This is a genomic window from Micromonospora sp. NPDC049004 (assembly GCF_040649315.1).
Taxonomy (GTDB): Bacteria; Actinomycetota; Actinomycetes; order Mycobacteriales; family Micromonosporaceae; genus Micromonospora.
Genome location: NZ_JBEZFG010000003.1, coordinates 553224 through 571654, shown reverse-complemented (window position 1 = coordinate 571654; position 18431 = coordinate 553224). Strand labels below are relative to the sequence as shown.

Below are 18431 nucleotides of genomic sequence, written 5' to 3'. Positions count from 1 at the left end.
CCTTCCGCCTACAGGGGTTGGTAGGGGTCGTGGCTCTCGTGGTCGCCGGCGTCGTCGTGGGCGTCGTGGGCGTCGTCGTGCGGCTCGCGCGACAGATCGAGAGGTGAGGGCTGCTCGGTGGCGGCGTCGCCGCGCGCGACAGGTCGCTCAGGCACGCATTGCCCAAGGGCTATGAATCATGGAGTCATGCTCGGTGGGCCGAGAGGCCGTCGCTATCCAGCGGATACGTCAATTTTCACGACGCGTCGTCGAGGGAGTCCTCTTCCGCGAACACGCCGGCCTCCACCGCCTTGACCGCGAGGGCGGTCCGCGAGCTCACCTTCAACTTGCGCATCGCCGCCCGCAGTTGCTGATCCACTGTGGCTGGTGACTTGGCCAGGATCCGGCTGATCTCCCGGTTCGTCTTGCCGGCGACAACCAGTTGGACCACGTCGAGCTCGCGAGGTGAGAGCTGGTCGCCGTACCCGCGTCGGCCGCCGCGCCACAGTCGCGGGACCTCGGCGCCGTGTTCGCGGAGCCGCTGCGCGACACGGTCCGCGTCGCCACGGGCGCCGAGCCTGAACAACTGCTCGTACTGTGCCGCCAGCAGCTCCCGGCCCCGCTCGATCTGGCCCTGCGCGATGAGCGCCTCGGCCTGCCGCTCGCGGGCGAGCATGGCGTCGTAGGGGCGCGGCAACGCACTCCAGGCGCGTGCCGCCCGATCGAATGCCGACGCCGCGCGGGTGTGGTCTCCGGCCGCGGCGAGCAGCAGCGCACGGCATACGGTGAGCGCGGCGCGCGGCGCGGGCGCCGTACGGCCCCGCAGCCCCCTGGCGAACTGGTCGCAGAGGCGCGTCGCGGCCACCAGGTCACCCGCGGCGAGGTGCGCCTCGACCCGGGCGGGGACGAGGTCCGTCGCCCAGACCCAGATGCCCTTTCTCCGGACGGTCTCCATCGGCTCGTTCGTGATCTGCAGCGCCCGGCCGCTGTTTCCGTCCGTCAGCCACAGTCTGGCCAGCGCGGCGGCGGCCTCCATCGTGTCGTCGGCCGCGCCGAGACGGGCGGACTCCTCAAGGACCAGCCGGAACTGCTCCTCGGCGGCACGGCGCCGGCCGGCCGCGGCTGCCAGCCGGGCGGCGAGGCGGATGCTGCCGAGGTAGTGGGCCGGCCGGTCCCGGTCGGCATCGGCGAGTGCCGCGCTTCGCTGGGCGAGGTCCTCCCACCGGCCGGTGAGCCACGCCAGGTTGGCCTGTTCGAGTTCGACGTTGTGGTGCAACCGGGACGCCTGCTCGGCGTCGGCAAGGCGCATCGCCACAGCCAGGTGTTCCTCGGCGTCGGCGTACCGACCCCAGATCAGCGCGCCGGTGCCGACATTCGCGTGGATGCGGGCCACGTCGAGGCGCTCCGCCGGGGTCGCGCCGTCGATGGGCAGGTCGGCGACGACGTCCCAGGCCTCCTCCTCGCCGAGCATGAGCAACGCCGCGGCTCGGTTGCCGGCCAGGTTCAGCCGCTCCGCGGGAGAGTCGAATCCGGCGGTGAGCTCCGCGGCGCGATCGAGCCAACGCCTGTGGGTCGACGCCGGCCACGGTCCCGCATAGGCCCAGCCGAGGTAGGTCATCGCCCGAGCCGCCTCGACCGGGTCATGGTCGAGGTTGGTCACCGCCTGCTCCAGCTCGCTCAGCGCGGCCTGCGCCTCACCTCCGGTGATCAGGAGCCGACCCAGGGGATTGCGGATCTCGGCCTGCTGGCGGGCCGAGAGACCGGGGGTCTCCAGCACCGAGCGCAGAGTACGGATCACGCGGTGGTAGACCTCGTCGACCGCTTCCCGACGGCCCAGCGCGGCAACTCCGGCGATGCGCGCGACGCGCGCCCGATCCACCGGCGCCAGCACTGCCCACGTCAACAGATCGACAAGCAGGTCGACCGCCCTGGTGTGGTCACCCGAGGCCATCGCCAGCTCGGCGCTCTGCTCGGCGTACCGCGCCCAGGACTGCGTGTCACCCGCCTCGCGGAAGTGGTGGGCGAGGCGTGCCACCGGCGGCGGCTGGATGTGTTCCAACGCCCGGCCGGCCAGCAGGTGGACGTGCCTGCGGTCGGTCAACGGGATCGCCTCGTAGACAGCGGTGGCGGCCAGTACGTGCCGGAACCGCCACCCGCGGTCGTCCCCGTCCAGCACACCGGCGGAGGCGGCCTCCGCGACAGCGCCTCGGCACGCAGCTGGCGACAGCCCGGCGGTCATCGCGATCGTGGCCACCGACGACCGCTGAGCCAACGTGGCCGCCGCCCGCAGCACCTGCTGCGCCGTCGGCGACAGACGGCCCACCCGTTCCCGGGTGGAGTCCCGCACCGTCGGCGGCACCTGGAGCTCGCGCAGCTTCAGCCGGACCCACTGTCCGTCGCGGAAGACGAGGTCGGCACGGTCGCACATGAGGCGGACCGATTCCTCCAGGGCCAGCGGTACGCCACCGGTCCGCTCGTGCATGAAGGTCGTGAACTCGTGCGAGATCGGGTTGCCGTCCAGCATCGAGGACACCAGCGCCGCCGTGTCGTCGGGCCGCATGGGCGCCAGGGCGATCCTCAACTGGGTCACGCCGGCCGGCAACCGGGACGTGAGCCGCAGCAGCAGCGATCCGTCGTCCACCTCCTCCGGCCGATAGGAGATCACGAGGCTCGGCCCGTGTGCTTGCTGTCGGGAGGTGACGAACAGCAGGAACTCCAGGGTCACCTCGTCGGCCCAGTGCGCGTCCTCGAGCACGAGAACGTCGACACGCAGGGCCCGCAGCAGCTCGTCCAGGGCGCGGAACAGGCGGTGGCGTGCCGCCTTCGCGTCGTCCAAAGGCTGCGGTGCGGGTGGCAGGTCCGCAGACCATTCCGGGAACAGGGGCCGCAACGCGCCCGCGAGTTCGGTGAGCCGCAATCCGGACACCGGGCGGTCGATCCCCCGGAACGCGTCGACGATCGGCCCCAACGTCAGCGACTCGCGAAGCGGCGGGCACACCGACACCAGGGCGGAGCGCTGGTCCGGCGCGGCCAGCCACTCCCGCAGGAGTCGACTCTTCCCGATTCCCGCCTCGCCCTCCACCAGCACGATCGCCGGTGGCCGGGCCAGGGCGCCCCGGAGCGCCGCCATCTCCCGATCACGACCCACGAAGTGCGGCGTGGAAACGGTTGGTGAAGTCCTGGCATCCTCGGGGGAGGGGTCGAGCATGCGTGATGATCTCTCTTTTCGCTGCTCGGACACAAGTGCGTCGTTGCGGGGGCCACATCGAGGCGGGCCGACCGCCCCCGCTACGCCCTACTCCTCCGGCTCCCAGGCACGGAGCAGGTCGAGCAGCCCCGCGTCCCCGTCGACGTGCAGGGAGTCGGCCGGGATCCGGTCGTACAGGTAGATGACCAGCTCACTGGCCGTACCGCGGATGGAGGCGCCGGCGGCGTCGTCCGGGTCGTCGCCGGTCGCCGCGGGGATCCGGGTGACGCGTGCGCCGTCGCCGTCCACGGTGAGGCGCCAGGAGCGGCCCTCGGCGGCGTGGAAGTCGAAGGCCGTGGGCTTGTGCGGCCAGGCGCTCGGCGTTGCGCAGACGGTGAACAGGAACTCCTCCACACCGTCGAGTGCCACCTCGACCGGCAGCGGCTGGGGTGCGCCCCCGGTGAGCTGGACGTCGTACGTGTGCATCGCGGTCTCCTGGACCCGGTGCCGGGCGACACCGCCGGCGGTCTGCGGCGACTGCGACCCAGGCCACCACGTCCAGCAACCGCTCTCCGGTCCCGCCTCGCGCAGTGTGCTGAGCAGAAGCTGCGTCGACCCGGCCAGCCAGGCCAGCAGGGCCGTACGCTCGCGCGGCACGTCCAGACCGGCGCGCGCGGCGGCGGCCTCGGCCGGGGGACCGTCGGCAGGCCCCGCGCCGACGATGGCGGCCCAGAAGCGATCTCCCCCACCCAGGTGCTTGACCAGGTCGAACAGCGTCCACCCGGGGCAGGAGGGCACCTGCGCGTCGAGGCTGGGCGCGGCGGCGACTGCGGCGCGGAAGGCGGCCGACCGTTCGTCGATCAGTCGTAGCAGGTCAGGGAACTCGAGGTTCTTGTCCACGCCGGTTGTCTACCACCGCGCTCCGGTGAACGGACAGCGATTTCGGCGGCAGCCATCGTGGACGTCCCGCCTGCGACGGGTCCGAGCGACAGGGCGTCACCGCTCGACGGGGAGGTGGGCGGCGATACGGTCCACCGCCTGCTTCGCCTCGACCAGGCTCGTGCCGGTCTGCCTGCGGTAGGCGCGAACCGCCTCGATCGTGCGGCCGTTCTCCAGGTGCCGGAGCACGTCCGGGTCCACTGGCTCGGCGATGCCCAGGTGATCCATCACCAGGTCGAGCTTGCGCTCCATCGCCGCGAGCCGGGCGGTCGAGCTGCGTCTGTCCTGGGACCAGCCTCCGATCGCAGCCGCGACCGCCCCGATCGTGGCGATGACGAGCAGTGTTCCTTCCCAGGGATCCATCAGCACATCTAATCAGCGGTGCGCCACCCGGGAAGGTTCGGTGTGGTGACCGCCCGGTCAGGTCGTGGACCGGCCGTCACCGTCCGGGTTCGCGGAGGGCCGCGGGTAGCCGAGCTCGTACGAGATCTGACTGGCGGTCTCCAACAGCAGCGGGAGGTTGCTCTTGAGCTTCTCGAGGCTCGCGATGACCTCGATGGCCGTGATCGAGGCGGCGGCGATGACCTGACCCCGCGAATCCCTGATGGGTGCGGCCACGCACATCACGTAGGCATCGTGCTCGCCGTTGTCCACGGCCCAGCCGCGTTCGCGGATGCGGGCGAGTTCGGCTTCGAGGGCGTCGTGGTCGGTGAAGGTGGTCGCGGTGAATCTCTCGAAGACGACGTGGGACAGGAGACGGTCGCGTTCCTCCCGAGGGAGGTAGGCCAGGATCGTCTTGCCCACCGCGCTCGCGTAGATGGACACCGCGCGCCCGATCCGCGAGGGCAGCTTGACGGCGTCGAACGCGGGACTGTCCACCTTGTCGATGTAGATGATCTCGTCGCCGGTCAACTGTGCCAGGTGGACGGTGTGGCCGGTTTCGCGTTGCAGCGCCCGGAGGTGCGCGGCGGCGGGCTGGCGCAGGTCCATTGAGCCCAGAGCGAGCTCGGACAGCTCGATGAGTCCACTGCCGAGCACGTAGGTGCCCGCTCCGGTCCGGCGGACGAAGCGCGCCGATTCCAGTGTCTGCAGGATCCGCAGGGCGGTGGACTTGTGGACGCCGAGCACGTCCGCAGCCTCGGTGAGAGACAGCGGGTGCTCGGCCGATCGACGGATGAGGTCGATCGCGCGGCGAATCGATTGCGCCAAGGCTCTGTCTCCCCTCGGACGACGGTACGGCACCGTCGCTGTCATTGCATCATGTGCAATGTAGTTGACGAGATGCGCAACCGCCACTTGACACCGTTGCACATGTCGCTACGATCGTTGCAATTTCATCAGCTCGACGCCAACTCGTAACAGTGGAGTAACGATGGGTAAGCAGCGCGCTCGTTTCGGCTTCGCCAGGGCGGCATGTGCCCTCGGTCTGGCCGCCACTTTCTTGACCGGTTGCGGCTCCGACGGCGGTTCCAGCGACGGGGTCACCAAACTGACCTTCGCCGCCTCGACCTTCGGCGACCCCGGCCGGGGGCCCCAGTTGACGAAGTGGCTCGACGAGTTCAACCAGAGCCAGACCAAGATCCAGGTCTCGGCCGCCGCGGTGCCGTACCCGACCTTCGGTCAGACCGTGCTCACGCAGATGGGCAGCGGCAAGGGCCCCGACCTGGTCCGCTTCGACATGCCCGAGTTCGAGGCCGCCTCGGACGCCGGCCTCGTCGCGCCGCTGGACAAGCTCCTCGACGCCAGCAAGTACGACCTGCTCAAGCAGCCGGACCAGTTCATGGTCCACGACGGTGTCCGGCACGGCGTCATCTTCGAGGCGTCCAACTACGCGATGTTCTACAACGCGGACCTCATCCCGACGCCGCCGACCACCTACGAGCAGTTCGCCTCCACCGCGAAGTCGCTGACCAAGGGTGATGTCTTCGGCCTGGCGTTCCGTCAGACGGAGGCCGAGGAGGCGGGCGTCTGGCAGGACATCTTCAACTACGTCTACGGCTTCGGCGGCGCGTGGTCCGACGGCAAGAACCTGACGATCAACTCGCCCGAGAACCTCAAGGGCCTGCAGGCGTTCAAGGACCTGTACGACGCGAACGTGATCCCGCGCGGTGCGGACGCGGCGACGTTCCGGCGGATGTTCGCCGAGGGCAAGGTCGGGATGGAGCTCAACAACGGCGGGTACGTGACCGCCACCCGCGGCCAGAACGCGAAGCTGAACTTCAGCGTCGCGCCGATCCCGTTCCCGGTCCGTAAGCAGGGCACGATCCTCGCGCCGATCGTGATCAACGAGGCGAGCGAGGGCAAGGACGAGGCGGCCACCTTCATCAAGTGGGCGCTGGAGCCGCAGAACCAGGTCAAGCTCCAGGAGATCCTCGGCGCGAGCAGCGTCGCCACCACGACGCAGCGCAGCGCGGAGACGCTCAAGGCCACCCCGTTCCTTCCCGTCTTCGACGGGCTGACCGAGAGCAGCCTGCCGCAGATCGTCCTGGGGTTCGAGGCCAAGACGCCGGACATCCGCAAGGTGGTCGTGCAGAACGTGGTCGCGGCACTGCAGGGCAAGACCGACCTCAAGTCGGCGCTGGATCGCGCCCAGCAGCAGGCGACCGAACTGGTCCGCTGACAGCTCGACGCGGCGACGCTGCCGGCGCGACGGTTCGTGCGCCGGCGGCGTCCTTCCTCAGGAGGATCGAACCCGATGACTGTGGTCGAGCAGACCGGAACACCGAAGACAACACCCCCAGCCCGGGCCTGGCGTCGGCCCAGCCCGCTGGGCAGCAAGTGGACGCCGTACCTGTTCCTGGCGCCCGCCGCCCTGTTCATCCTCGTCTTCCAGGCGGTACCCCTCGTTCAGGAGGTGTACCTCAGCTTCACCAGGACGAGGCTGCTCAACCCCACGCAGAGTGAATGGGTCGGGCTCGACAACTTCAACCGCGTCTTCGGCGACTCGGACTTCCACCGCACCCTGCTGATCACCGTCGTCTACGTGATCACCTGCGTGGTCGTCGCCATCGGCGCCGGGCTCGTCGTCGCGCTCCTGCTCAACGGGAAATTCCGGGGACGTGGTGTGGCGCGTGCGCTCGTGACCGTCCCCTGGGCCGCCCCCGGCATCGCGGTCGCGCTCATCGCCACCTGGATGCTCAACGCGCAGTACGGCATCGTGAACCGCTTCCTCGACGCGGTCGGGCTCGGGGTGCCCGGTGGCGCCATCCTGGACAGCCCGCGCTACGCGCTGCCGGCGGTGCTCGCGACGACGATCTGGCAGCTGTTCCCGTTCACCTCGGTGGTGCTGCTCTCCGCGTTGCAGTCCGTTCCGCAGGATCTCAACGAGGCCGCGACCGTGGACGGCGCGGGACGATGGGCCACCTTCCGCGCCGTCACCTGGCAGGTCATCAAGCCGACAGTGGGTCTGCTGGCGCTGCTGATGACGATCTGGTCGTTGCGGAGGTTCGAGCTGATCTGGCTGATGACCAAGGGTGGGCCGGTCGGCGCCACCGAGACGCTGGTCATCGACCTCTACTCGCAGGCGTTCGACTCGAAGGAACTCGGATCGGCGGCGGCCATCGGAATGGTCGGCGTCGTCATCTCGCTCATCGTCGTCATCGGCAGCCGCCTGGTCGCCCGTGCCGTGGAGAAGGGGGACGTCCGATGAGGCGCTTCCGTTTCGGTGTCACCGCACGGATCGTCGCCGTGCTCGTCGTGCTGGGTGTCGCGGTGTTCCCGCTGTACTGGATGTTCGTCACGGCGCTGTCCAGCAACAGCGACCTCTTCGCCGATCAGCCCCGGCTCACGCCCGACCTCGGCCAGTTCGGGGTCTTCGTGGACGCGTTGGCCGAGGGCAAGGCGGCCGGGTGGCTGTTGAACAGCCTGATCATCGCCGTGGGCACCATGGTCGTCTCCGTCGGCCTGGGCATCCCGCTCGGCTACGCGCTGTCCCGGTTCTCGTTCGGGGGCAAGGCGGTGCTGACCGTCGTGCTGCTGTTCACGCAGATGCTTCCCGAGGCGCTCATGGTGGTGCCGCTGTTCGCGCTGTTCCGCCGCTTCGAACTGCTCGACTCGCTGACCGGCCTCGTCCTCGTGAACTCCGCCTTCGTCCTGCCGATCGTCGCGCTGATCCTCAAGGGCGCCATCGACGGCATCCCGAAGGAGCTGGAGGAAGCCGCACGTGCCGACGGCGCACGGCCCTTCACCACCCTGACCCGCATCAACGTGCCGCTCATCGCGCCGTCGATCGCGGCCACCGCGGTCATCGCCTTCTTCCACGCCTGGAACGAGTACGTGTTCGCGGTGACGTTCATCTTCAACCCCGACCTGCAACCCGCCTCCGTCGGCATCGCGAACTTCATCGGCGAACTGGGTACACCGATCCAGACGGTGATGGCCGTTGCCTTCCTGTTCACGTTGCCCGCCGTCGCCTTCTACCTGTTGGTGCAGAAGTACGTGGTCTCCGGCATGACCGCCGGCGCGGTGAAGGGTTGAGCCGAACTATGAAGATCACCTCTGTCGACACGCTTGTCGTCGACTTCTACCGCACGAATCTCGTCATCGTGCGCGTCCACACCGACGAGGGGATCGTCGGGCTCGGTGAGGCAACCCTGGAGGGCAAGGAACGGGCCGTCCAGGGCGCCATCGCCGAGCTGGCCGAGGCGGTGGTGGGCCTGGACCCCACAGGCATCTCGAAGATCCTCTACGAGACCGCGCGGGACTGGTACTGGCGGGGCGGGCCGGTCATCATGACCGCGTTGAGTTCGCTGGAGATGGCCCTCTGGGACATCTCGGCGCGCGAGCTCGGCGTCCCGGTCTCCCGACTGCTCGGCGGCGCGACCCGCGACCGGGTCCGGGCGTACGCGAATGGCTGGTTCTCCGGGGCCGTCACGCCGGAGGATTACGCGGCAGCGGCGCGCAGGACTGTCGAGTCCGGTTTCCGGGGCCTCAAGTGGGACCCGTTCGAGAACTACGACCTCACCATCAGCACCGCTCAGCTGGACCGGGTGCTCGCCCAGATCGACGCCGTCCGTGGGGCCGTGGGCCGCGATGTCGAGCTGTTCGTCGAGGGGCACGGCCGTTTCGACGTCCGCCACGCGATAAAGGTCGCCAACGAGATCGCCCAGTTCGACCCGGTGTGGTTCGAGGAACCCTGCCCGCCGGACAACCTCGACGCGCTCGTCGACATCCGCCGCGCGTCGCCGGTGCCGATCGCGGCTGGGGAGCGGTGGTACGGCCGGCAGGGCTTCGCTCCGGCGTTGGCCCGCCAGGCTGTCGACTTCGTCCAGCCCGATGTGACGCACGCCGGCGGGATCGCGGAGCTGGCCTTCATCTCGACCCTCGCCGCGACCAGCTACGTGGGCTTCGCACCGCACAACCCGAGCGGGCCACTGAGCACCGCCGCGACCCTGCAACTCGGGGCGACGCTGCCCAACTTCCGGTACCTGGAGATCATGGCGACGGACGTGCCCTGGCGTCCGGAGATCACCAACGAGCGACTGGTGCTGACCCCGGACGGCGACATCCTCATCCCGACCGGTGTCGGTCTGGGCATCGAGGTCGATCTCGCCGCGATCGAACAGCACCCGTTCACACCGCACCCGCTGCGGATGTTCCAGGACGCCGTCTACGACATCCGTCCCCGGGACGAGCGGTCCTTCTTCAACCTGGAGAGCGGATCATGACGGTCCCACGGCCCCGGGGTGGGGCCGCCGGCGTGGACTGGGCCGGGACCGCCGCCGAGGCGTTGCCGGACGATGCGGACGCGGTTCTGATCGGCCGGATCTGGGATCCGTCCGTCGACGGTCCCACGCCCGTGGCTGTGCGCAACGGCGAGGTCATCGACCTCAGCCACCGGTTCCCGACCGTACGGGACATCTGCGAGCTGCCCGACCCCGCCGCGACCGTGGCCGGGCTCGACGGGGCGCGGGTGGGCGACTTCGGGGCGATCCTGGCCAACACGGGGGCTGCGACCCGGGACCGTGCTCGGCCCTGGCTGCTCGCCCCGGTGGACCTCCAGGCGCTCAAGGCCGCCGGCGTGACCTTCCCCATCTCGATGATCGAACGCGTCATCGAGGAACGGGCGCGGGGTGACCTGGCGCTCGCGGCCGACATCCGGCAACGGATGTTCGCCGACATCGGTGTCGACCTGCACAACCTGGAGGCGGGCTCGGCCGAGGCGGACCGGCTCAAGAGCCTGCTGGTCGCCGAGGGCATGTGGAGCCAGTACCTGGAGGTGGGGATCGGCCCGGACGCCGAGATCTTCACCAAGGGCCAGATCCTCAGCGCCGTCGGCACCGGCGTTCCGGTAGGCGTGCTCGCCGCGTCGACCTGGAACAACCCGGAACCCGAGATCACGCTCGTCGTCCAGTCCAGCGGCCGGATCGTCGGCGCCACCCTCGGCAACGACGTGAACCTGCGCGACATCGAGGGCCGCTCGGCGCTCCTGCTTCCCCTGGCCAAGGACAACAACGCCTCCTGCGCGCTCGGTCCGCTGATCCGGCTCTTCGACGACCGGTTCGGAATGGATCGGGTACGCGAACTCGAGGTGCGCCTGGAGGTCCACGGTCAGGACGGCTTCCTGCTGGAGGCGGTCTCGGAGATGACCCGGATGTCGCGCGACCCGGAGGAGCTGGTGCGGCAGTTGATCGGTCCGCACCACCGCTATCCCGACGGGGCCGCCCTGATGCTCGGCACCATGTTCGCGCCCATCCAGGACCGGGACCGCCCCGGCGAGGGCTTCACCCACAAGGTCGATGACGTGGTACGGATCAGCTGCCCGGCACTCGGGACCCTGGTCAACCGGGTGCGGCACGCGGAGGAGTGCGAGCCCTGGCACTTCGGCGTCCGCGACCTCATGGGCAATCTGGTAAGGAGAGGACTGCTGTGAACGTGGTCAGCACTGTCGATCCGCGCGACGGTAGGCGTCGCGCGACGGATCTCACCGAGACCGACGAGTCTCGGCTGGAGGTGATCACCGGTCAGGCGTCCCTGGCGACGCGGTGGTTGGCCGACCTCGGGAGGCTCGGCCGGGCCGAGCTGCTGGACGCGATCGCCGCGTCGCTGGAGGCCCACCGGGTGGATCTGGTCGCTGCCGCCGAGGCGGAGACCGGGCTGAGCCACGCGCGCCTCGACGGGGAACTCACCCGGGCCGCCGTCCAGTTCCGGATGTTCGGCGAGGTGCTGCGCGACGGGGCGTACGTCGAGGCGGCCATCGACCACGCCGCCGACACACCGCTCGGACCCGGCCCGGACGTGCGGCGGATGCTCGTACCCCTCGGGCCGGTCGCCGTCTTCGGTGCCAGCAACTTCCCGTTCGCCTTCTCGGTCGCCGGCGGTGACACGGCCGCCGCGCTGGCCGCCGGCTGTCCCACGGTCCTGAAGGCCCACCCGTCGCACCCGTTGACGTCGCACGCCTCCGCCGCCGCGATCGCCTCGGCCGTCCGCGACCTGGGCGGGCCCGACGGTGTCATCGCGACCGTGTACGGGGAGCCGGCGGGCCGCTCGCTGGTGCGTCACCCCGCGATCCGCGCGGCCGCCCTGACCGGCTCGGTGAACGCGGCCCGCGCCATCCAGGCGGCCATCGACGAACGACCCGATCCCATTCCCCTGTACGCCGAACTGAGCAGCGTCAACCCGATCGTCGTCCTGCCCGCCGCGGCCGCCGAACGGGGTGACCGGATCGCCGAGGGTCTCTTCGGCTCCTTCACCGCCTCCGGCGGCCAACTGTGCACCAAGCCCGGCCTGGCGTTCATCCCGGCGGACCAGGGCGGTGACCAGTTGGTCGACGCCCTGCGGTCGAAGGTGGCCAACTCGGGCGGCACGGTTCTGCTCAACGAGCGCATCCGGGACGCGTACGAGAGCCGGGCCACGGAGTTCGAGCGGGCCGGTGCCCGGATCTCGGCACGGGCCCAGGACGACGCCGGCGCGGGCTTCACCGCCGCACCGAGGCTCCTGGAGGTCGATCTGCCGGGCCTGACCGCCGAGATCGCCGACGAGTGCTTCGGTCCGCTCATGGTCGTGGTCCGGTATCACGACGCCGCCGAACTCGACGCCGCGCTGGGCGCCGTGCCCCCGTCGCTGACCGGCTCCGTCCATCGTGGCTCCGGTGACGACGCCGATGTCGTACGCCGGCTGGTCGACGTGCTCGCCGCCCGCGCGGGTCGCATCGTCTTCGACGGCTATCCCACGGGTGTGCGGGTGTCGTGGGCGCAGCACCACGGTGGACCCTGGCCGTCGACGAACGCCGTGCACACGTCGGTGGGCGCCACCTCGATCCGACGGTTCCTGCGCCCGTTGGCGTGGCAGGACGCCCCGGCCTGGGTTCTTCCCGAGGAGTTGCGCGACGAGTACACCGCCATTCCGCGGCGAGTCGACGGGAGGTTGGCGCCGGCGGCCGAATAATCGCGCCTGCCGGTCTCTCCCGGGTGCTTTTGTGGGCCACCCGTGGGTGGCGCGCGAATTCCGTGCGGAAACGGAACCGACACCGAATTCGCACGCCGGTCGCCGGGGCGTCGCTGACGCGTGCCCGAATTGTTTTCGACGGCGCTTTCGGATCCCATTCCCGGGCCCATCCTGACCGTCAATGCAATTCCTGGTTTTGGGGAAGTCCCGGCCGCGCACCCCTGGTGAAAGCCAGGGTTGCGCGGCCGGGGCGGCTCACGACGTCACGTCGGTGGCACGGAGTCGCAGCATGGTCCAGGACGCGGGCGGGAGAGTCAGCTCGACGCTGGCGCCGCTGCCCCGGACCGTGTCGTTGGCGCGCGGCTCGGCGTGGTCCGGACCGTCGGCGGTGTTCTTGGCGTCGAGGTCGGCGCCGCCGACGGTGACGCACTCGATGATCCCGCCGACCTGGGCGCCGGCGACCTCGACCGTCACCTCGGCCGCGGTGTCGACGACCCGGTTGACGAGGAAGACGGTCATCTCCCCGGTGTCGTCGTCCCAGGTGGAGGCCGCGTCGACCGCGTTGACCGCGCCGTAGCGGTCGGTGCTCGTCGTGCTGCTGTCCAGGAGCACGTCGAGGACGGCGCCCTGGGCGTGCCGGGCCGTGCGGGCGAAGGGGTGGAAGATGGTCTGCCGCCAGGCCGAGCCGCCCGGTTCGGTCATGATCGGTGCGATGACGTTGACCAGTTGGGCCTGGCACGCGGCGGTCACCCGGTCGCTGTGCCGCAGCAGGCTGATCAGCAGGCCACCGACGACGACGGCGTCGGCCACGCTGTAGTGGTCCTCCAGCAGGGGCGGCGCGACAGGCCAGTCCTCCCCGCTGGGCGGTGTGGACGGCGCGGCCGACTGGTACCAGACGTTCCACTCGTCGAACGCGATCATGATCTTCTTGGTCGACCGGCGGATCGCACCTACCGAGTCGGCGATCGCGGTGACCGCGTCGATGTACCTGTCCATGTCCTCGCCCGAGGCGAGGAAGCTGGGCAGGTCGTCGTCGACCGGCTGGTAGTAGGCGTGCAGCGAGATCAGGTCGACGTCGTCGTACGCCTCGGTCAGCACGTCACGCTCCCAGCTGCCGAAGGTCGGCATGCCGAGGTAGGAGGAGCCGCAGGCGACGAGTTCGAGATCGGGGTCGAAGCGGCGCATCGCCTTCGCGGTCTGCGCCGCGAGTCGCCCGTACTCGGTCGCGCTGCGCTGGCCCACCTGCCACGGGCCGTCCATCTCGTTGCCCAGGCACCACAGCCTGATCCCGTACGGGTCGACGGCGCCGTTGTCGCGGCGTTGATCGGCGAGGTGGCTCCCCGCGCGGTGGTTGGCGTACTCCAGCAGGTCGACGGCTTCAGCGGTGCCGCGGGTGCCGAGGTTGACCGCCATGATCGGGTCGACGCCCGCCTTGCCGACCCAGCGCATGAACTCGTCCAGCCCGAACGCGTTGGTCTCCAGGCTGTGCCAGGCGAGGTCGAGCCGTGCCGGTCGTTTGTCGACCGGGCCGATGCCGTCCTCCCAGCGGTAGGAGGAGACGAAGTTGCCGCCCGGGTATCGGACCGTGGTGACGCCCAGCTCTCGGACGAGCGCGAGGACGTCGCCTCGGAAGCCGTCCGCGTCGGCGCTCGGGTGGCCCGGCTCATAGATTCCGGTGTAGACGCAGCGGCCCAGGTGCTCGACGAACGAGCCGAAGAGCCGTCGTGGCACCGGTGCGACGCGTCGACGGGGGTCCAGGAGCAGGCGCGCGGCGTTCACGACTGCCCTCCCTGCTTGTCGCGTGGGTGCTGGACCGGCGGTGCGGCGCGGTGGGGGAGTGGGGTCGTGCGGCCGGCCGAGCGCTGCGGCCCATGGTCGAGGGGGGTGTTCAGGGCGGGCTCCCTTCGTGCGAGGCCCCGACGTCGAGACCTGCATCGCGGCGGCGGGACCCGGGGGGTGGCGGGTAGGTGCGAGCTCTGGACATCGCCATGATCGTCGATTACGTTCTCGATCTATGTAAACGTTACCGATCACGTTTGCGCAAGGGAACACGGCGCCCGTGGTCAATGTCCGCGCCGGGCGGCTCCGCAACACGCCCCCCGCGGGTGCGGCTGTCGTGCCCGCACGCCCCGTCCCGGCGCGCTGCCGCCCGGGGACCGTCGACCCTCATGTCGGTCGGCGTTCACCGACGTCCGGGAATGGTTCCTGACGGAGAGTGCCGTCTCGTTGTTCGGGGTGGAGCGGGCGCGGAAATCGCGGTCCGCTTCGACCGCCGGTGGTGGCAGCCGATCGCGTTCTCCCGATCGGTTACCACAGTGGGAAGTGCACCCTGCGAGCATCCCGTTAGGACGTCCCGGTCGCGCATCGCGAAGAGGCGAAGAGGTCTTGTGTTCGTAATCGGTGTCCGTTACGTTGGCAACATCCTGGAAACGTAACCGATAACGATTGCAGTCCAGAGAGAGCCGCATGATTGAAGCCAATGCGCCGGTAACAATGAGTGATGTCGCCCGGGTCGCAGGCGTTTCCACAGCCACCGTCTCGCGCGTGGTCAACGGGCATTACGGCGTCAGCGCCCGGACGATCGCTCGGGTCCGTACCGCCATCGAGCAGCTCGGCTACGAGTCGAGCCTGGTGGCGTCGAGCCTCCGACGCAGCCGCACCAACGTTCTGGGCCTCGTGGCGCACAGCTTCCAGTCGTTCACGGCGGAGGTGCTCAAGGGGGTCATGAAGGCCCTGAGTCGCTCCGGCTTCGACCTCATCATCTACGCCAACAGCGACCTCTACGGGTCGTACTCGGAGGGTTGGGAGCAGCGGCACCTGACCCGCCTGTCGGGCACCCTCACCGACGGGTGCATCGTCGTCACGCCCTGGGGTGAGGTGCGCAGCCGGACGCCGGTCGTGGCCATCGACCCGGTACGGGGCTCGACGGCGCCCTCGGTCACCGCCGACAACCTCGTGGGCGCGACCACCGCGGTCGAGCACCTGCTCGGTCTGGGCCACCGGCGCATCGGGTTCATCGCGGGTCGCGACAGTCTGGCCTCGGCGTGGTCGCGGGAGGAGGGCTACCGGGCGGCGCTGGCCGAGGCCGGCGTCCCGGTCGACCCGACGTTGATCGGCAGGGGGGATTTCAACCCCGAGTCCGCAACTCCGTTGGCGCGAGCGCTGCTGCGCCGAGCGGATCCGCCGTCGGCGATCTTCGCGGCGAGCGACGGGATGGCTCTCAAGGTCCTGGAGGTCGCCAGGGAGCTGGGGCTCTCCGTCCCGGGGGACCTGTCCGTCGTCGGGTTCGACAACATCCCCGAGTCGGCGTCGACCGAGCCGGGTCTGACCACAGTGGACCAGTCGATGTATCAGCTCGGCTACGAGGCCGCGCGGATGCTCAAGTCACTGGTGACGGGCGAGTGGGACGAACCGAACCAACTAGTGCTACCGACCAGCCTCGTGGTCCGCAGCTCGACCGCAGCACCGAAGAGCGCGGCACGACAATGACATCCGCCAACGGGTGCCCGAGCCTGATCGCTCCCGACCGGGCGAGCAGGTCAGGTGTGCCCGTGGGAGCAGCCTGAAGGAGGTGCACGAAGCACACACGGTCAGATCCACCGTTGAGTTGCGCCGGTCAGTCGGGTCGCATCCGCTGCCGGCACCTTGAAGGGAGTGGAGTGTGACTACCGAACAGTATCACGGGCGCTTACGCCGCCCGGGCGTACGCCGACGGCTGTCGGCGGCGTTCACCGCAGGCGTCATCGCCGCCGCGGCGGTGCTCCTCGCGCCGCAACCGGCAGCGGCGGACACGCCGTGGCTGGCCGTCTCCCCGGACCGCTACGCCTCGTTCTCCGTGCCGGCCGCGTACGTCCAGGAGAAGCTGGGCACTGTCTCGCAGGTCGTCGTCGAGGGAAACTTTGGACCGTCCGCCGCCTGGGCGGAATTCGGTCTGACCCGGCGCGGTGACGTGTGGTCCGGTGTGCTGGGTGCGCTGAAGCCCGGGCTGTACCACTACCAGCTCACCGCCGACGACACCAAAACCATCAAGGACCCGACGAACGGCACGAGCGTGGCGTCCGACCCGCTCCTGAGCACCTTCCTGGTCGAGGGCGATTCGGCACGCTGGCTGGCCGACGTCCCAGCCGGCACCGGCGGTGCGGTCGGGACGTTGACCTACCGGGTGCGCGGCGAGCAGCGCTCGGCCCTGGTCTGGACTCCGCCGGGGTACGCGGCCAGGACACCGAAGGGCTACCCCACGCTGTTCCTGGAGTCGGGCGACGGTGTGGCCGCCACCGACTGGCTCGACCTCGGGCGCACGAAGCAGATTCTCGACAATCTCTCGGCGGCCGGCGTCCTGCAGCCGATGGTGGTGGTGATCGCCGACAGCGCGGACGATCGGGAGTTGAAGGATCTGCGCAAGGCGGTCGCCGACCACTACCGGGTCCTTCGCGATCCCGCGCACCAGGCCATCGCGGGAGTGTCCGAGGAGGGCACGCAGGCGCTGGCGGCAGCGCTCGCCACGCCACGCCAGTTCGGCTACGTCGGATCGTTCTCGGGCACGGCGGCTCCGGCGATCGACCGCAGGGACGCCAAGGCGATCAACCGCGACGTCAGGTTGCTGCGCCTCTACACCGGAAACGTCACCGATCCCGCGTACAACACCACCTACCGGCTGATGAAGGCATTGGATCGAGCCGACGTCAGGTTCGAGTTCGACGGGGTCGACCCGGACGGCGGCGCGAACTGGACCACCTGGCAGGAGAACCTGGTGGACTTCCTGCCGCGGCTGTTCCGGCACGTGGCGGATCACGGCCCGAGTGCCGGTCACCAGCCGTTGAAGCGCGAGTTCAACCCGCCGCCGGCCGGCACCACCCCGACGCCCTTCGTCAGCGAGGGCGGGTTCGTCACCTTCGAGACGACCACGGACTTCACTGACGCTCAGCACGTCACGGTGTGGGCCAACATCGCGCCGGGCGGCAGCTGGCTGCGCGTGCCGATGACGCGGGACGGCGACCGGTGGCGGGCGACAGTGGGGCCGCTGAAGCCCTGGTTCTACTACTACCGGCTGATCGTCGACCGGGTCCCGTTCAAGGACGTCTCGAACCCGACGACTGTGACCTCCGAACCGATGTGGAGCACCTTCCTCCTCCCGGGGCCGGGCGCCCGACTGCTGTCGGACGTCCCCGCCGGCCAGGGCGGGAAGGTCGAGAGCATGACCTACACCAGCACGGTGGCGGGGCAGGACCGCACCGCGCTGGTGTGGACCCCACCGGGGTACGACCCGGGCCGGGCACAGCCGTATCCCGTCCTCTATCTCCAGCACGGCAGCGGCCAGAGCTACACGGACTGGGTCGAGATGGGACGCGCCAAGCAGATCCTCGACCATCAGTTCCTCGACGGCGACCTCACGCCCATGGTCGTGGTGATGGGCAACGGCAACTCGTCGAACTTCAACAAGGAGCTGTTGGAGAACATCGTGCCGACGGCCAGGGCCCGCTACCACGTCTCCAGTGATCCGTCCCAGCAGGCCCTCGCCGGCCTGTCGATGGGCGGCGGGCAGGCGCTGGGCGTGCTGCGGGCCTACCCGGGGGAGTTCGCCTACGTGGCGGCCCTCTCGGCCGGGTTCGGCAGCGGCACCGGCGTCGACGTGGCCGCGATCAACAACGGGACGAAGATGCTGCGCCTGTACGTGGGCGACCAGACCGACTTCGTGTACCCGAGCTTCATGGCCTCGCTGACCACGCTGAACACCCTCGGTATCCGCTACGAGTTCGACGGCGTCACCCCCGGCCCGCACGGCTGGGACGTGTGGCAGAAGAACCTCATCGACCTGGCGCCGCGTCTGTTCAAGCGCTAGGAGCCCCCCGGCGACGCCACCGGGAGCAGGGTTCTCCTGCCCCGGTGGCGCCCGCCCAGCGCACGGATGCCTGTGCACCGCCACCACCGAAGGGAACCATCT

The 18431-nt window shown here is 69.9% G+C and carries 14 protein-coding genes; 8 read left to right on the top strand and 6 right to left on the bottom strand.

The genetic code is table 11. From position 1 onward, the window contains the following. Positions 1-8 precede the first annotated feature (8 nt). The 5 genes from AB0B97_RS11860 to AB0B97_RS11840 all read right to left on the bottom strand — a co-directional run bounded on the left by AB0B97_RS11860 (position 9) and on the right by AB0B97_RS11840 (position 5401). Complete coding sequence (locus AB0B97_RS11860) at positions 9-155, bottom strand: hypothetical protein (protein WP_357492936.1); 147 nt, start codon at positions 153-155, stop codon at positions 9-11. 80 nt (positions 156-235) lie between these two features. Continuing rightward, positions 236-3187 carry an AAA family ATPase gene (locus AB0B97_RS11855; RefSeq protein ID WP_357492934.1) on the bottom strand — a complete coding sequence of 984 codons (2952 nt, stop codon included), beginning with the start codon at positions 3185-3187 and terminating at the stop codon, positions 236-238. 87 nt (positions 3188-3274) lie between these two features. Further along, positions 3275-4066 (bottom strand): maleylpyruvate isomerase family mycothiol-dependent enzyme, encoded by a 792-nt coding sequence (locus AB0B97_RS11850; protein WP_357492932.1) that lies wholly within the window; start codon positions 4064-4066, stop codon positions 3275-3277. A 96-nt stretch (positions 4067-4162) separates the two neighbouring features. Continuing rightward, positions 4163-4468: a hypothetical protein gene (locus tag AB0B97_RS11845; protein ID WP_357492930.1), complete on the bottom strand. Its 306-nt coding sequence runs from the start codon at positions 4466-4468 to the stop codon at positions 4163-4165. Between the two features lie 57 nt (positions 4469-4525). Beyond that, a complete protein-coding gene (locus AB0B97_RS11840; RefSeq protein WP_357492928.1) occupies positions 4526-5401 on the bottom strand; it encodes an IclR family transcriptional regulator in 876 nt (291 codons plus the stop codon). Positions 5402-5477: 76 nt separating this feature from the next. Here AB0B97_RS11840 and AB0B97_RS11835 point away from each other — a divergent pair, with 76 nt between their 5' ends. The 6 genes from AB0B97_RS11835 to AB0B97_RS11810 all read left to right on the top strand — a co-directional run bounded on the left by AB0B97_RS11835 (position 5478) and on the right by AB0B97_RS11810 (position 12490). Next, positions 5478-6725: a sugar ABC transporter substrate-binding protein gene (locus tag AB0B97_RS11835; protein WP_357492926.1), complete on the top strand. Its 1248-nt coding sequence runs from the start codon at positions 5478-5480 to the stop codon at positions 6723-6725. 75 nt (positions 6726-6800) lie between these two features. Next, positions 6801-7754 carry a sugar ABC transporter permease gene (locus AB0B97_RS11830; protein ID WP_357492924.1) on the top strand — a complete coding sequence of 318 codons (954 nt, stop codon included), beginning with the start codon at positions 6801-6803 and terminating at the stop codon, positions 7752-7754. Continuing rightward, entirely contained in the window at positions 7751-8581 is an 831-nt protein-coding gene (locus AB0B97_RS11825; RefSeq protein ID WP_357492922.1) for a carbohydrate ABC transporter permease, read from the top strand. Before AB0B97_RS11830 ends, AB0B97_RS11825 begins: the two co-directional genes overlap by 4 nt. A gap of 8 nt (positions 8582-8589) precedes the next feature. Continuing rightward, positions 8590-9771: a mandelate racemase/muconate lactonizing enzyme family protein gene (locus tag AB0B97_RS11820; protein WP_357492920.1), complete on the top strand. Its 1182-nt coding sequence runs from the start codon at positions 8590-8592 to the stop codon at positions 9769-9771. After that, a complete protein-coding gene (locus tag AB0B97_RS11815; RefSeq protein ID WP_357492918.1) occupies positions 9768-10976 on the top strand; it encodes a fumarylacetoacetate hydrolase family protein in 1209 nt (402 codons plus the stop codon). Before AB0B97_RS11820 ends, AB0B97_RS11815 begins: the two co-directional genes overlap by 4 nt. Continuing rightward, positions 10973-12490, top strand: coding sequence for an aldehyde dehydrogenase family protein (locus tag AB0B97_RS11810; protein ID WP_357492916.1), 1518 nt, complete (start codon positions 10973-10975; stop codon positions 12488-12490). The genes AB0B97_RS11815 and AB0B97_RS11810 overlap by 4 nt, the downstream gene beginning before the upstream one ends. Positions 12491-12745: 255 nt before the next feature. Here the strand turns inward: AB0B97_RS11810 and AB0B97_RS11805 are convergent, their stop codons facing one another. Next, positions 12746-14269, bottom strand: coding sequence for an alpha-N-arabinofuranosidase (locus tag AB0B97_RS11805; protein ID WP_357492914.1), 1524 nt, complete (start codon positions 14267-14269; stop codon positions 12746-12748). Positions 14270-14956: 687 nt separating this feature from the next. On the opposite strand from AB0B97_RS11805, the gene AB0B97_RS11800 reads away from it, so the two are divergent. Further along, complete coding sequence (locus AB0B97_RS11800) at positions 14957-15979, top strand: LacI family DNA-binding transcriptional regulator (protein WP_357492912.1); 1023 nt, start codon at positions 14957-14959, stop codon at positions 15977-15979. A 172-nt stretch (positions 15980-16151) separates the two neighbouring features. Then, on the top strand, positions 16152-18329 hold the full coding sequence (locus tag AB0B97_RS11795) for an alpha/beta hydrolase-fold protein (RefSeq protein ID WP_357492910.1): 2178 nt from the start codon (positions 16152-16154) through the stop codon (positions 18327-18329). Positions 18330-18431: the final 102 nt, after the last annotated feature.